At 64.4% G+C, this 13,885-nt stretch carries 10 protein-coding genes and 2 pseudogenes; 4 read left to right on the forward strand and 8 right to left on the reverse strand.

Annotated elements, in window-relative coordinates:
* Window positions 1–80 precede the first annotated feature (80 nt).
* On the reverse strand, window positions 81–1,022 hold the full coding sequence (locus tag ABNQ38_RS31295; protein ID WP_377810191.1) for an aldo/keto reductase: 942 nt from the start codon (window positions 1,020–1,022) through the stop codon (window positions 81–83).
* Window positions 1,023–1,088: 66 nt separating this feature from the next.
* Window positions 1,089–1,499 (reverse strand): hypothetical protein, encoded by a 411-nt coding sequence (locus ABNQ38_RS31300; RefSeq protein ID WP_377810192.1) that lies wholly within the window; start codon window positions 1,497–1,499, stop codon window positions 1,089–1,091.
* 84 nt (window positions 1,500–1,583) lie between these two features.
* Here ABNQ38_RS31300 and ABNQ38_RS31305 point away from each other — a divergent pair, with 84 nt between their 5' ends.
* Complete coding sequence (locus ABNQ38_RS31305; RefSeq protein ID WP_377810193.1) at window positions 1,584–2,225, forward strand: TetR/AcrR family transcriptional regulator; 642 nt, start codon at window positions 1,584–1,586, stop codon at window positions 2,223–2,225.
* An 89-nt stretch (window positions 2,226–2,314) separates the two neighbouring features.
* On the opposite strand, the gene ABNQ38_RS31310 is transcribed toward ABNQ38_RS31305, so the two are convergent.
* Window positions 2,315–2,695, reverse strand: a complete 381-nt coding sequence (locus ABNQ38_RS31310; RefSeq protein ID WP_377810194.1) for a nuclear transport factor 2 family protein — start codon at window positions 2,693–2,695, stop codon at window positions 2,315–2,317.
* Window positions 2,696–3,299: 604 nt separating this feature from the next.
* On the opposite strand from ABNQ38_RS31310, the gene ABNQ38_RS31315 reads away from it, so the two are divergent.
* From ABNQ38_RS31315 to ABNQ38_RS31325, 3 genes are all read left to right on the forward strand, one after another.
* Window positions 3,300–3,809: a mismatch-specific DNA-glycosylase gene (locus ABNQ38_RS31315; RefSeq protein ID WP_377810195.1), complete on the forward strand. Its 510-nt coding sequence runs from the start codon at window positions 3,300–3,302 to the stop codon at window positions 3,807–3,809.
* Window positions 3,810–3,851: 42 nt separating this feature from the next.
* Window positions 3,852–4,028: a hypothetical protein gene (locus ABNQ38_RS31320; RefSeq protein WP_377810196.1), complete on the forward strand. Its 177-nt coding sequence runs from the start codon at window positions 3,852–3,854 to the stop codon at window positions 4,026–4,028.
* Between the two features lie 212 nt (window positions 4,029–4,240).
* Complete coding sequence (locus ABNQ38_RS31325) at window positions 4,241–5,227, forward strand: SLAC1 anion channel family protein (protein WP_377810197.1); 987 nt, start codon at window positions 4,241–4,243, stop codon at window positions 5,225–5,227.
* Window positions 5,228–5,450: 223 nt separating this feature from the next.
* Here the strand turns inward: ABNQ38_RS31325 and ABNQ38_RS31330 are convergent.
* The 5 genes and pseudogenes from ABNQ38_RS31330 to ABNQ38_RS31350 form a co-directional block, all read right to left on the reverse strand.
* Window positions 5,451–5,624, reverse strand: a pseudogene (locus ABNQ38_RS31330) (ISL3 family transposase); the annotation flags it as partial.
* A 54-nt stretch (window positions 5,625–5,678) separates the two neighbouring features.
* Window positions 5,679–6,645: pseudogene (locus ABNQ38_RS31335) on the reverse strand (IS5 family transposase).
* Window positions 6,646–6,744: 99 nt separating this feature from the next.
* Window positions 6,745–11,649: an NAD-glutamate dehydrogenase gene (locus ABNQ38_RS31340; RefSeq protein WP_377810198.1), complete on the reverse strand. Its 4,905-nt coding sequence runs from the start codon at window positions 11,647–11,649 to the stop codon at window positions 6,745–6,747.
* Window positions 11,650–11,771: 122 nt separating this feature from the next.
* Window positions 11,772–12,653, reverse strand: a complete 882-nt coding sequence (locus ABNQ38_RS31345) for a phosphonopyruvate hydrolase (protein ID WP_377810199.1) — start codon at window positions 12,651–12,653, stop codon at window positions 11,772–11,774.
* Window positions 12,654–12,664: 11 nt separating this feature from the next.
* Window positions 12,665–13,867: a pyridoxal phosphate-dependent aminotransferase gene (locus tag ABNQ38_RS31350; protein WP_377810200.1), complete on the reverse strand. Its 1,203-nt coding sequence runs from the start codon at window positions 13,865–13,867 to the stop codon at window positions 12,665–12,667.
* Window positions 13,868–13,885 lie beyond the last annotated feature (18 nt).

The raw sequence follows: 13,885 nt of genomic DNA on the forward strand, positions 1-13,885 counted from the left end.
TGTACCGATTCCGGCAGGTCCGGCGCCTCCGTCGGTCCGGTGTTTTTGCCGGGCAAGGCCGGACCGGACATCCGCACCAACTAACCGGCCCGCGGAATGAAGCCCGGCACACCGGTCCTCACCACGGTGTTGAAACGCACGCTTGTTGTTATGTCGTCCCTAATCCCTTGCATGGCGTCGTCCGGCAAGGGCGAAATATCAAAGTTCTCCCGGATGTTGCGGGGCTTGGTCGAGGTGGTCAGAAAGGCGGTGCCGCGCTGCACGGCCCACGAAAGCGCGACCTGAGCGGGCGTCTTCCGCACGCGCTGTGCGATGGCCGTGATCACGGGGTCATCCAAAACTTTTGGATCCAGGCCGTGCCCCAAGGCAGCGAAGGCCAGCAGCACAATCCCCTGCTCCCGACAGAAGTCGAGCAGTTCCCATTCAGGGAGATACGGATGGGATTTGACTTGCACCACCGCGGGCTTTATCCGTGCGACCGCAACGATTTCCCGGAGCTTGTCCAACGTAATATCCGACAGGCCGATCGCCTTGCACCGTCCCTCGTCCACAAGACGTTCGAGCGCTTGCCAAGTCTCGACCAGCGTTACCTCAGGATCATAGATCACCCGACCATGTTCGTCTCTCGGATCCTGGTCGTCGCCGGGTCGAAAGGCAAAGGGGGTGTGGATGAGATAGCAATCTATATCGTCGATCTGCAGCCGGCGGCGGCTGGCCTCGAAGGCGGGCTTGACCCGCTCGGGACGATGGTTGGTGTTCCACAGCTTCGTGGTGACGAACAGGTCCTCCCTCCGAACCGTTCCCGCTTTGAATGATGCTTGCATCGCATCCCCTACCGCGTCTTCGTTGCGGTAGCGTTCTGCACAGTCGAGATGCCGAAATCCCACTTCCAGTGCGGTCATTGTCGCTTGTTTCGTGGCGAGGGGATCGGGGATCAGCGTGCCGAACCCGATGGCGGGAATGGCACCGGATCCATGGGCGAGAGGAATTCTGGTGTCGCGAAACGCATCGCCGGTTGTCATACCTGTACTCCTTTTCGGAGGCTGGTGGCCGCATCTGCCGCGGCTGGGTTCATTGGAGCAGCCGCGTCAACCGGCCGCGCGGGGCTTGTGGAGAAACAGCACCAGCGGGCTCACGAGCAGCATTGCGATCATCACGACCTCGAATTGGCTGATGACCCCAACGAAAGCCGCTTGGCCGGAAACCCAGGCATTGATCGACTTTTTCGCTGCGCGAATGAAGGCGTCGTCAGTCGAGACGTAAGGCTCCTCTGCCACATAGTACGCCGCGCCGACGACGGCCGGAATGACCGGAAGCGCAATCATCAACGGGCGGCGAAGGCACTCTCGCAGAGATCCCTTTGGCACCGCGCCGCGCGCAGGACGGTCGAGCGCACGGTTGAACTCGGATCCCAGTTCGGCGAGCCGCTTCCCATCGGCGTCGTGGACCGCGCTGTCGGACGCCGTCGGGCCGGCGGTTGATGCGACATCGGACTGCATGGGGAGCCTCGTGGCCATTGAATTTTGTACCGATGTGTACAAATATGATCGCGCAGGATTCCCCGTCAAGGATTTTTATTCGATATGGTACAAAATAAGCATTCTGGGCCGAGGGGCCGAGGCCGGCCACGCGCCTACGACCCCGACGAAGCATTGCAACAGGCAACGGACAAGTTCTGGAGAAGCGGGTTTTCCAGCACGTCGCTTGACGAGCTCAGTGCTGCGACCGGCATGAACCGGCCGAGCCTCTATGCGGCATTCGGTGATAAACACGCGCTCTATCTCAAGGCGCTTGCGTCGTATTGGCAGCTCAGCCTTACCGCTCTGCGTAAGGCGTCGACGGACGGTGACCAGACCTTGGACAAGGCCCTGATGCGCGCCTATGAAGGGCAGCTGGCGCTTTATTTTTCCGGGGACGCCCTGCCACGCGGCTGCTTTGCGGTTGGAACCGCCACAACCGAGGCGGTCGACAATCCTGTGATCCGAAGCATCCTCGCGGACGGACTTCGTGCTCTCGATGCCGATTTCGAAGCGCGCTTCCGAATGGCGCGCGAAAGAGGAGAGTTGAAAGACGATGCCGATCCCGCGGCGCTCGCGGCGCTCGCATCCGCCGTGCTGCACTCCATCGCAATCCGCGCCCGTACCGGCACGCCCCGTGCCGAACTTACGGAGATTGCACGCAGAGCGGTGGCAATCATCTGCGGAGCATCTGCGGATGCGGTCTGACCAGGCGCGCCATGTCGGTGATGCTGTCTATCTCACCCCGGCATCCCGCCGATCGGTGTCCGCATGGGCGCAGCCCTGTCTCGCCGCCTTTATCCTATGGGTTCAACCCAACGCGCGCGCGAGGGGCCGGGCTCGAACGGGTCCGCAAAATATTGGGTTTCACGGGCCACCTTGCCGTCCACAAACTCCATGACGCTCACCGAATGGGACGGGCGGCCATCATACTCCAGGATGAATTCCGTGACCCAGAGGTCGCCCATTCCGATGATGCGACGTACCTTGAAACGCTTCGAATTCGGCTGCGCGGCGCGCGAGGCCTGTATGTTGCGTCGGCCCCTGATCCTCTCGCCCGATTGCGGGTATTCGAGCAGCGCATTCTCACGGTATATCTCGTGCTCGACCTCAAAGTCATTTGCATCCGAGGCTGCCCAATGGCGATTAAGCGCCTCTCGAATCTCGCTCTCGTCCATCCTACTGCTCCGGTTTCTGGTCCCGAGGTTCAGCCGCGGCGTGCAAAGGCGCACCGGCCGCACCGCGAATCCGGCCACGAACCGCGTCCCTGGCGAAGGGGCACGGTGACAATCTTACCAGTGCAAGATGGGCGCCCGAAACGTACCCTTCGAGAGCGCGGATCAAGATCGGCGCATCACTCTATCAAACGCTGTCCAAAGGGATGGGCGTTGCGCCTGGCTGACCGGCGGTTCGGCAGTAGCGGTTTACGGAACTGAGTTCATGTGTTTGGCCGATGCGATCTTCCACCTGACCATCTCAGTCCTCCCGCAGTGCTGCTACGACAAGGACTTGGTCGCGGTTCGACCCTGGTGTGGCGCCTCGATGAATCTCGAAACGGAGGGGTCAGGTGGACATTCAATCACCAACCTTCGTCTCACAGGCCATGGCCTTGGTCCTGCCGGACTATCTGACGCGCATCCCGGGACTGCGAGCGCTGCAGATCGGCGAGTTCTCCATCCGATTGGCGGTGGCCGATCCGCTTGGTGGACGAGCGTCGCACGTCGAGAGGGACGCGGATTTGGCCTATCGCCACAGGAATTGGGGAAATTCTGGTAGACACCGATGGAACTGTCATCCTTCGACATTCTTGTCCCGGACCTTCCGGTCGTCTTCTGCGGCATAAATCCCAGCGTACGAACGGCCGCCTCCGGCCACAACTTTGGATCGGCGTCTAATCGCTTCTGGCGTGTCCTTCACCTTTCGGGCTTCACCCCTGTGAGGATGTCGGCGGAAGAAGATCGTCGTTTGCTCGCGTTTGGTTGCGGCATAACCGCCGCTGTCCCACGTCCCACGCGCAACGCCGGCGAACTTCAGATTTATGAGTTCCACGACGCTGGAGAGGCGCTCCGCGCGAAGCTGGAGCACTTCCACCCTGAAACCATCGCATTCCTGGGAAAGGCTGCGTATGAAGCGATCGAGGGCAACAGGGTCAGCTGGGGTCCACAATCCTCCCACTTTTGCGGTGCCGCTGTGTGGATTTGCCAAACCCAAGTGGACTCAATCGCAGCTTCAGCCTCGACGATCTGGTTGAGGTTTACGGAAACCTTAGGATTGCATGTTCGCCGTCTTTGAAGCGATGGATGGCCCAAAGGAAATTCCAAGAGGCTGCGCCAGATGTCGCGCGGGAAGGCGATTGAGGCGGCCTTGGTCGATTGGCTCAGTCCTTCGACTCTTTTCCAAGCGGATCTGGACCTGCGAATTTTCTGCATCCGATTTTTATCGAAGTTCGATCGCTTCCTGCCGGTGATGGTGTTCACGGGCATTGGCCGTTTGGTTGCAGAAGGTTGTTGAGACGTGAGTTGTTGGGCCATTTAGGAATACGGCGCGATTACATCATTGCGGCAAGCAACACGGGAAAGCCGCTGGCCGTTTGAGGGTGAGAATTGGCAGAAACTGGTACCCGCGCGTTGTTGTTGTCGCACGTGTAATTGTCTTTAATAAGGCTCATCGAAGATGCGTCGACGGTTGGGGTTACCAGAAGGCGATACAGATGGAAGGTAAAGATGATTGAGACCGCCGTTGCTCTGTCAAATGCCGAAGAAGCCACCTCAGTTGAAAAATTACCGGTAAATATTTTTGGAGCCGTAATGGGAATTGCCGGCCTTTCGCTTGCGTGGCGTCAGGCGCACGTGGTTTTCGGAGCGAATGCCCTGATCAGTGATGCCATTGGGATCGTAGCGACCGGCGTTTTCGCAGCGTCGGCGGTGGCTTACATCGTGAAAACCCTGCGACACCCCAGAGCGGTTATGGCTGAATTCAACCATCCGGTGATGGGGAATTTCTTCGGAACGATCACAATAGCGTTATTGCTGCTTTCCGCCGTCGTGGCGCCACACAGTGAATATTTCGGCCAGTGGATCTGGATTATTGGCGCTGTCACCACATTGGGGCTGTCCTACATTGTGGTTCAGCGTTTTCTTACTGCGAAGGAGGATGAAACCAATACTGCTCCTCCACTGCTGATACCAGGCGTGGCCTCCCTCGATGTTGCGGTGACTGGCGCCGCCATGCCCTTCGATTGGGCACGTGAGGTAAATCTCTTCGCCTTGGCGATTGGCGCTGTTCTCGCTGTTGCTCTATTTGTGCTCATTGCGGGGAGGTTGCGTCATTTCCATCCGGTGCCGACGCCAATGACGCCAGTATTGCTGATCCTCGTCGCACCGTTCGAGGTCGGGTTTCTCGCCTATACGAACATGACACACAGCATCGACATGTTCTCGTCGGTTCTATTCTATTTTGGTCTTTTTTTGTTTTTGGTGCTCGCACCACGCGTGTTTCGCCCGTCTGTGCCCTTCGGCGCACCGTGGTGGGCCGTGAGCTTTCCAATGGCGGCCCTTTCGATTGCAGCTCTCAAATACGCAAGCGTGCAGGGGGGCTGGTGCACTACAATCGTTGCGGCGCTCGTCCTAGCGGCAGTGACGGTGGTTATCGCAGTCCTATTCGTGCGTACGTTGGTGATCGTGTTCAATGGAAAGCTCCTAAGCGCATAAAAGTGCGGATCAAAGACTTTCGTGCACAGTTGGGCGTTCTGACGGAGTTTGCCCTGCTACGCTGGTGATCAAGCGACCTCGCGGGGTCCGGCATAAGCCCTACGCCGTTGACGACGTGTCGCGTGTGCTGCGCCGATTGACACGACGGCGCCTGTAGCAGAAACGGCTGGATGTCATCGGTGATCTTGCCCCGGTTCGGTGGTTCTTGCGCATTTTGCGCGGATCACGCGGCCAGGAGGGTTCGTCTTCGGAGCAGATCCAGGTTGGCTCTGCCGTACATCTGACGCTTGAGCAGTTTGAGGCGATTGATCTGCCCCTCAGCCTGCCCGCTGCTCCATGGCAATGTGAGTGCCGCCCGAACGGCAGCACCATCCTGATGCAAACCGGCAGCAAACGTCGGCGTGTTGCAGCGAGGCGAGCGGTGCAAGAGACGCCCCAGCTCCGTTGGCGATCAGGCGACGCGGACGGAGTTCGGGCGTCCGAGGTCGAGCATGCGGTTGAGGACGATGACGCCAATGGCGACTTCGGTGGCCTGCGCCTGATCGGAATGGAAGCGCAGCGCCTCGCCGAGGACGCCCTTCCAGCGCGCCATTTGGCTCTCCACGCCAGCCCTCTTGTTGTAGCCGCTGGTCTGCTGCCACGTTATCCGTCCGGTCTCGGCGATCATCTGGATGTGACGGTCGCGTTGGGTGGGAGCGGTCTCGGCCGTATCGCTGAGCACGACATCGCGGCGCGGTGGCGCCACCACCGCGGCTTCGGGATGGCGCTCGTGGACCGCCGCATAGACCCCGGTTCGGTCGTAGGCGCCGTCGCCCGCAATCGAGGCGACCGGCTCGGCGACTTGGTCGAGCAAAGGGGCAACCTGCGAGGCATCATCGACACCGCGCTCGGTCAGCGTGGTCGCGACGATCCGCCCGCTGCCCGCGTCCATCCCAAGGTGCAGGACGCGCCAGGAGCGCCGCCGCTTGGTGCCGTGCTTCTCAATCAGCTATCCGCCCGGTCCGCACAGCTTCAGCCCGGTGCTGTCCAGCAGCAGGTGGACGGGCCCACCGCTCGAGCGCGGCGCCGAGGGCAGCGTCACCGTCCGGGGACGGCGGGCGATGGTGGGTTGATCCGGAACCGCCAAATCCACACCGAGCAGATGGAGAATAGAGGCGAGCAGCCCCTCGGTCTGCCACAGCGCCAGCCGGAACACCGCTTTCAGCATCAGCGCTGTGGTGATCGCCAGGTCTGAATAGCTCGCCTGTCCACCCGGCGTTCGGCGCGGCGCCGCTTTCCACTGCTCGATCGCCGTCTCGCTGACCCAGAGTGCAGGGCTACCACGCTGGCGCAGGGCGGCATCGTACTCGGACCAATTCGTCACTGTGCATTGGCCGGGAAATGTGATGGCGACGAGCGGCATTGACCTTGTACGGCATAGCGGGCGACCAGAGCGGAGACGGGGTATGGACCTACGACACCGACCGCATCCATGCAACACGGCGGTCGGGGCGCGTCGTCATCTCGGCCCTATACCGTCACCGCACACGGCCGCATAGCCCGAACTTGACGGTGCCCCCGACCATCATCCCCCGCAACTGGCGGTTCGCCACCGTCAGCATGGCGAGGTCCAGGTCGACCTGACCGCGCAGTTCCGACAGCAGATGCTCCACGCGCTCCACCACCGGCTTGCGCTGAGCGATCCAGCCCTCCACCGCCGTCCCGCCGTCGGCCGTGCCGTCCAGCACGCGTACGGTCAGCTCCGTCTGGTGAGCGAACAGGTCGTCCACGATGGCGGCGATCGCCTGCTTCTGCCAATGGTTGTCGGCCTTGGCGCCGTCCGCCTTGTCGCGCAGCCATTCCAAACCCAAGCGCCGGCCCAGACGGAAATACACCGCCGCCACCGCCGGCACGTCGCGCCCTGTGCGCTCCGCCACCCGCACCAGATCCGGGGCCGAAGCCAGCACCGGCAGCGCCGCGACGCGCCTGGCCAGTTCCTCCGGCACACCCTGGGCGGTGTGGATCCGGGCGCGGGCGGCCAGCCGCGCCGCCTCTTCGCCGTCCAAAACCGTGTCGAGCGCACCGATCAACGCCTCGACGCCAGGACGGTAGGCCGCGGTCTCTCCGGCGATGGACAGCGGGTGGGCGCCGCCGGTGAGGAACCACGCCACCGCGCGTTCCATCAGGCGGACGGTCTCCAGCAGCATCGCGGTCTGCGCGGCGGCGGGGATCCGGGTGTCCAGATCCTCGATGGACGTCCACAGCGGGCGGAGCTGGAAGGCGTCGCGCACGATGGCGTAGGCCCGCGCCACGTCGCCCGGCCCCATGCCGGTCTTCTCCATCATGTCCTTCACGAACACCGGCCCGACCCGGTTGACCAGCGAGTTGCTCACCCCCGTGGCGATGATCTCGCGCCGCAGCCGGTGCCGCGCGATCGCCGCGCCGAAGCGGTCGCGCAACGGGCTGGGGAAATAGCGCGCAAGATCCTCGCGCATGAACGGATCGTCCGGCAGGTCGGTGCGCAGGAGGTCGTCGTACAGCATGATCTTGGCGTAGGCCAGCAACACCGCCAATTCCGGCCGGGTCAGCCCTTGGCGGGCGGCCATGCGGGCGGCCAGCTCCTCGTCGTCCGGCAGATGTTCGATGGCGCGGTTGAGGCGACCGGCCTTCTCCAGCGAGCGGATGAAACGCGCCTGCTGCTCCAGCAGGTCCGGCCCGCGCGCTTGGGCGATGGTCAGCGCCCGGGTCTGGAGGTAGTTGTCGTTCAGCACCAGCGCCGCCACCTCGTCGGTCATTGCGACCAGAAGCCCGTTGCGCTGGGTCATGGTCATGTCGCCGCGCGCCACCAGATCGTTCAGCAGGATCTTGATGTTCACCTCATGGTCGGAGGTGTCCACCCCCGCCGAATTGTCGATGGCGTCGGTGTTCAGCCGCACGCCCCGCCGCGCCGCCTCGATGCGGCCGCGCTGGGTTACGCCCAGATTGGCACCCTCGCCGATCACCCGGGCGCGCACCTGCGCCCCGTCGATGCGCAGCGCATCGTTGCTCTTGTCGCCGACCTCTGCGTTGGTCTCGTCCGACGCCTTGAGGTAGGTGCCGATGCCGCCGAACCACAGCAGGTCCATTTCGGCCTTCAGCATGGCCTGGATAAGCTCCGCCGGAGTGACGTGGTCGGCGCGGACGCCGAAGCGCTCCCGGATTTCCTGAGTCAGTTGCAGCGACTTGGCGGAACGCCGGAAGATCCGCCCGCCTCGGGACAGCTGCGCCGCGTCATAATCCGCCCAGGAGGAGCGCGGCAGTTCGAACAGCCGCCTGCGCTCGGCGACGCTCGCGGCCGGGTCCGGGTCCGGGTCGCAGAAGATGTGGCGGTGGTCGAAAGCGCCGACCAGCTTCGTGTGCTCCGACAACAGCATGCCGTTGCCGAACACGTCGCCGGACATGTCGCCCACGCCGACGCAGGTGAAGTCCTGACGCTGGATGTCGCGCCCCAGCTCGCGGAAATGGTGCTTCACCGACTCCCAGGCGCCACGGGCGGTGATGCCCATCTTCTTGTGGTCGTAGCCCTGGCTGCCGCCCGACGCGAAGGCGTCGCCCAGCCAGAACCCGTATTCGATGGAGACGGAGTTCGCGATGTCCGAAAAGGCCGCCGTGCCCTTGTCCGCCGCGACGACCAGATAGGGGTCGTCGCCGTCGTGCCGGCGCACGTCGCGGGGCGGCACCACCGTGCCGTCCGGGGCAAGGTTGTCCGTCACGTCCAGCAGACCGCGCATCAGGGTCTTGTAGCACTCGATGCCCTCGGCCTGGATCGCCTCGCGACCGGCGCTCGTGGGCGGTGGGCGCTTGACGACGAAGCCGCCCTTGGACCCCACCGGCACGATGACGGTGTTCTTCACCATCTGCGCCTTCATCAGCCCCAGGATTTCGGTGCGGAAGTCCTCGCACCGGTCGGACCAGCGGATGCCGCCGCGCGCCACCCGGCCGCCGCGCAGATGCACGCCCTCCATGCGGGGGCTGTAGACAAAAATCTCCACCCACGGGCGGGGCAGTGGCAACGCCTCGATGCCGGTGCTGTCCAGCTTGAAGGCGATGTAGCTCTTCGGCCGCCCGTCCATCCCCGACTGGTAGGCGTTGGTGCGCAGCGTCGCGCGCACGAGGTTCACCAAGCGCCGCAGGATGCGGTCCTCGTCCAGGTTGGCGACGGACTCCAGCGCGTCCTCGATCAACGCCGCGATGCCCGCCTCGTCGCCCGGTTCGACGAGATCCTGCCCGGCGGGATCCTGCCCGGCGGGATCGAAACGCGCCTGGAACAGCCGCAGGATTAGGCGCGCGGTCTCCGGATGCGCGGCGAGCGTCGCTTCCACGGCCTCCTGGGTGAAGGCGACGCGCGCCTGGCGAAGATACTTGGCGTACGCGCGGAGCACCGTGACCTCGCGGCTGGTCAGCCCGGCGCGCAGAACCAGCCGGTTGAAGCCGTCGTCCTCCATGCGCCCGTCCCATACGGCGGAAAAGGCGTCCTGGAAGCTCTCCTTCACCGCCGCCACGTCCACCGGCGCCCCGGTCGCGGTGCGCAGCACGAATTCCTGGATCCACACCGGCGCCAGACGCCCGGACGCCGTCACGTCGAAGGGCTGATCCGTGATGACCTTGAGGTCCATGTGCTCCAGCATGGGGAGCACGTCGGACAGCGGCACCGGGCCGCCCTCGCGGTAGATTTTGACGTGCAGCTCCGACGGTCCCGCCGCCGGCGGCTGGTAGAGGTTGACGCCCAGCCGGCCATGCTGGACGGCGGCCTCGATCCGCTCGATGTCGTGCACGGCCGCTTCGGCGGCGAAGGCCTCGCGGTAGCTGGTGGGGAAGGCGTCGGCGTAGCGCGCGTTCAGCGCCGTCCCGGCTTCCTCGCCGTGCGCCTCCACAAGCGCGTCCCTGAGCTGGTCGGTCCAGGCGCGCGCGGTCTCCGCCAGCCGTTCCCCGACATCCGTCACCGAGACGTGCGCGGCCCGCCCCGGCCCGGCCTTGACGATGACGTGGATGCGCGCCAGCGCGCTTTCGGACAGCAGGGTGGACAGGGCCGTGCAGGGACCGCCCAGCGCCTCCTCCAGGATCGCCTGGACGCGCCGGCGCAGCGCGGTGTCGTAGCGGTCGCGCGGCACGAAGACGAGGCAGGAGGCGAAGCGGTCGAACGGATCCCAGCGCAAGAACAGCGCCATCCTCCGACGTTCCTGGAGATGCAGGATGCCGATGGCCGTGTCGTGCAGCTCCTCGACGCCGGCCTGGAACAGCTCGTCGCGTGGGTGGGTCTCCAGGATGTTCAGCAGCGCCTTGCCGTCGTGGCTTCCGGGGTCGAATCCGGCGCGCTCCATCACCGCCTTCACCTTGCGCCGCAAGAAGGGGATGTCTTGCGGGCTGCGGTTGCAGGCGGCCGAGGTGAACAGGCCGACGACCAGCCGCTCCCCGACGATCCGCCCCTCGTCGTCGAAGCGCTTCACCAGCACCATGTCCATGTGCGCCGGCCGGTGGACAGAGGAGCGGGTGTCGGCCTTGGACACCATCAGCGCGCGCGGCGCGCGCAGGATCGCCCGCGCGTCCGGCGTCAGCGCCTGTTGGTTGCGCAGGGCCTCGAAAACCGTGACCTCGCCGTCGCGCAGCATGCCCAGCCCGCTGCCCTCGACCGGGTTCAGCGCCAACCCACCCCCCGCCGCCGGTTCGAACCGGAAATCGCGGGAACCCAGATACGTGAAGTGGTCGGCGTCCATCCAGCGCAGAAACGCCTCGGCTTCCGCCACCTCCTCGGCCGCCACTTCCTGGGCCGGAAGCGTGGCGGCCGGGTTGCTGCGCGGCCCGCTCAGAACCCTGTCGCGCATGGCGCGCCCGTCGGCCACGGCGGCGCGCACGTCGCCCAGCACCTGTTCCAGCCCGGTGCGCACCCCCTCCAGCGCCTGCGCGGCGCAACGCGGCTCCACCTCCACATGCATAAAGGATTCCCGGCCGGCCTCCACCGGCGCCGCTTCGCGTTCGTAAAGCTGGGCGAGGTGGCCGGACTCGTCGCGTGTCAGCCGCAGCACGGGGTGGATCACCAGATGTACAATGAAGCCCTGACGGTCCAGCTCCGCGGTGACCGAGTCGACCAGGAAGGGCATGTCGTCGGTGACGATCTCCACCACGGTGCGGGGAGACTGCCAGCCATGCTCATCGACGCGCGGGTTGTAGACGCGCACGCCGGCCTCGCTTGGCCGGCGCCGCCGGCCCCACCGCCACATGGCGACGGCGGCGCCGTAGAGCTGGTCGGCCGGCGTCCGCAGAACGTCGTCGGGGGGCACGTTGGCGTAGAACTGGCGCACGAACCGTCTTGCCTCGGCGGCTTGGTGCCGGTGCAGCCGGCCGCGAAGTTGGCGCACCACTTCTTCCATTCGCTCGGCTTTGCGCGAGGCCGCGTTTGCGTTCATGGCTGTGTTACCGTCATGGAGGGATTGTGGCGTCGGTTGCCGACGCAGGACCATTACCGCCGGGAAAGCGGCCCCCTCCCCGGAACCTTCGCGAGGACGAGGGGGCCTCCGTCCCATCGACGTCAGCGGAGATAGGCCCGCTCGTGCGCCTTCACCCGGTCCATTCTCTGGAGACGGAAGATTTCCTCGACCGACACAATCTCCTCATTGACCTTCTGGATGCCGCCATTCTTGATGATGTCGGAGAAGGTTTTCTGCATGGCCGTCACCGACGCGCGGATGGCGTGGTTGCCGTAGATGACCATTCGGATCTTGCCGAGCGCGCGAATCCGTTCCGCGTTCATTTCGGGATAGGCGGTCGGCACGATGACGACCGGCGCCCTTCCATGCCAAGCGTTGACGAAGCTTTCGACCTCGTCGGGGGTCTTCTTCTTGGAGTGGATCAGGATCATGTCGGCGCCCGCCTCCTCGTAGGCTGCGGCCCGTTTGAGCGCCTCCAGCTCGCCCAGGCCGGCGATGAGCGCCTCGTCGCGGGCGACAATAAGGAAGTCGGGATCCTTGCGGGTCTTGCAGGCGGCCTCGATCTTGCCCTGGAACTCCTCGATCCGGAGCAACTCCTGGCGGCCGTCGGCAACGAGGCTGGTGACCTTGGGGAAGGATTTGTCCTCGATGACGACCGCTGCGGCGCCCGCCGCTTCGTATTGTTCGACCGCGTAGATCACGTTGACGGCGTTGCCGAACCCGGTGTCGATGTCGGCGACGATCGGCAGGTCCATCTGTTCCGACATGGCGCGCATCATGTCGAGATGCTGGGTCATGGAAACCAGACTCACGTCCGGAAGACCGTAAAGCGCGGACAGTTCGAACCCGCTTGCCCAGACGCCGTCGAACCCGGCCTCCTCGGCAAGCCGCGCCGACAGCGGCGCGTGTGAGGCCATGATGTGGACGAGGCCCTTGTCGGCCATCGCATCGCGCAGGATGCGGCTCTTGCTCTTCGTCGTCATGTCATTACCCTTCAATTCAGATCCGCGCAGGCTTTGATGATCTTGTCGCAGGCACGCTCGAGCTCCTCGAAGGAGGAGGCGTAGGAAATCCGGATGTAGGGCGAAGCCATGAAGCCGGAGCCGGGCACCACCGCGACCCCGGCGGCGTCGAGCAGATGCATGGCGAAGTCGGTGTCTGACGTGATGGTGTCGCCCGAGGGCGTGCGCTTGCCGATCACGCCCGCGCAGTTCGGGTAGACGTAGAACGCACCCTCCGGCGTCCGGCACCGCAAACCAGGGGCCTCGTTCAGCCGCGCCACGACAAGGTCCCGGCGCCGTTGGAATTCGGCGACGAAGCCGGCTATGTAGGATTGGTCGCCGGCGATCGCCTCGATCGCGGCGTGCTGCGAGATCGAACTCGTGTGCGACGAGGTCTGCCCCTGGATCGTGTTCATCGCCTTGATGAGCTCGATGGGACCGGCGCCGTAACCAACCCGCCAGCCGGTCATGCAGTTGGCCTTGGAAACGCCGTTGATGGTGAGCGTGCGGTCATGGAGGTCGGGGGCGATCTCGGCCATGGTCGCGAAGCGGGCCGGCGGGTAGACGAGCTTCTCGTAGATGTCGTCGGCCAGCACCCAGACGTGAGGGTGTCTGCGCAGCACCTCGGCGAGGTGGGACAAATCCTCGGCGCTGTAGACCGCTCCCGTGGGGTTCAGCGGAGAGTTCAGCATCAGCCACTTCGTGCGCGGGCTGATGGCCGCCTCGAGGCTTTCAGGCCCGAGTTTGAAGTCCAGGACTTCCGAGCATTCCGCCATGACCGGCGTTCCGCCGGCGAGCCGCACCATGTCGGGATAGGACACCCAGCAGGGGCTGGGGATGACCACCTCGTCGCCTGGATTCAGGCTGGCGAACAGGCCGTTGAACACCACCTGCTTGGCGCCGCATCCGACGGTGATCTGGTCGATGTCGTAATCGAGGCTGTTGTCGCGCTTCAGCTTGTCGCGGATCGCCTCTCTCAGCGGAGTGATGCCAGCGACCGCCGTGTAGCGCGTCTTTCCGGAGCGGATTGCCTGAATGCCGGCTTCAAGCACATTATCCGGCGTATCGAAATCCGGCTCACCCTGGCTCAACGTGATGATCTCCCGCCCTTGCGCCTTGAGCGCGGCGGCGCGGGCCGTCATCGCTTTGGTTTCCGAAGGACGAACGGCTTTTACGTGGTTGGCAACGATTCCCATGATTATCCTTGGTGAAAG

The organism is Azospirillum sp. A29, from assembly GCF_042604625.1.
GTDB lineage: Bacteria > Pseudomonadota > Alphaproteobacteria > Azospirillales > Azospirillaceae > Azospirillum > Azospirillum palustre.

Bases quoted from the DNA above. Each gene is read 5' to 3' on its own strand.
- ABNQ38_RS31295 (WP_377810191.1), bottom strand. From the start codon at position 1,022: ATGACAACCGGCGATGCGTTTCGCGACACCAGAATTCCTCTCGCCCAT.
- ABNQ38_RS31300 (WP_377810192.1), bottom strand. From the start codon at position 1,499: ATGCAGTCCGATGTCGCATCAACCGCCGGCCCGACGGCGTCCGACAGC.
- ABNQ38_RS31305 (WP_377810193.1), top strand. From the start codon at position 1,584: ATGGTACAAAATAAGCATTCTGGGCCGAGGGGCCGAGGCCGGCCACGC.
- ABNQ38_RS31310 (WP_377810194.1), bottom strand. From the start codon at position 2,695: ATGGACGAGAGCGAGATTCGAGAGGCGCTTAATCGCCATTGGGCAGCC.
- ABNQ38_RS31315 (WP_377810195.1), top strand. From the start codon at position 3,300: ATGGAACTGTCATCCTTCGACATTCTTGTCCCGGACCTTCCGGTCGTC.
- ABNQ38_RS31320 (WP_377810196.1), top strand. From the start codon at position 3,852: ATGTCGCGCGGGAAGGCGATTGAGGCGGCCTTGGTCGATTGGCTCAGT.
- ABNQ38_RS31325 (WP_377810197.1), top strand. From the start codon at position 4,241: ATGATTGAGACCGCCGTTGCTCTGTCAAATGCCGAAGAAGCCACCTCA.
- ABNQ38_RS31340 (WP_377810198.1), bottom strand. From the start codon at position 11,649: ATGAACGCAAACGCGGCCTCGCGCAAAGCCGAGCGAATGGAAGAAGTG.
- ABNQ38_RS31345 (WP_377810199.1), bottom strand. From the start codon at position 12,653: ATGACGACGAAGAGCAAGAGCCGCATCCTGCGCGATGCGATGGCCGAC.
- ABNQ38_RS31350 (WP_377810200.1), bottom strand. From the start codon at position 13,867: ATGGGAATCGTTGCCAACCACGTAAAAGCCGTTCGTCCTTCGGAAACC.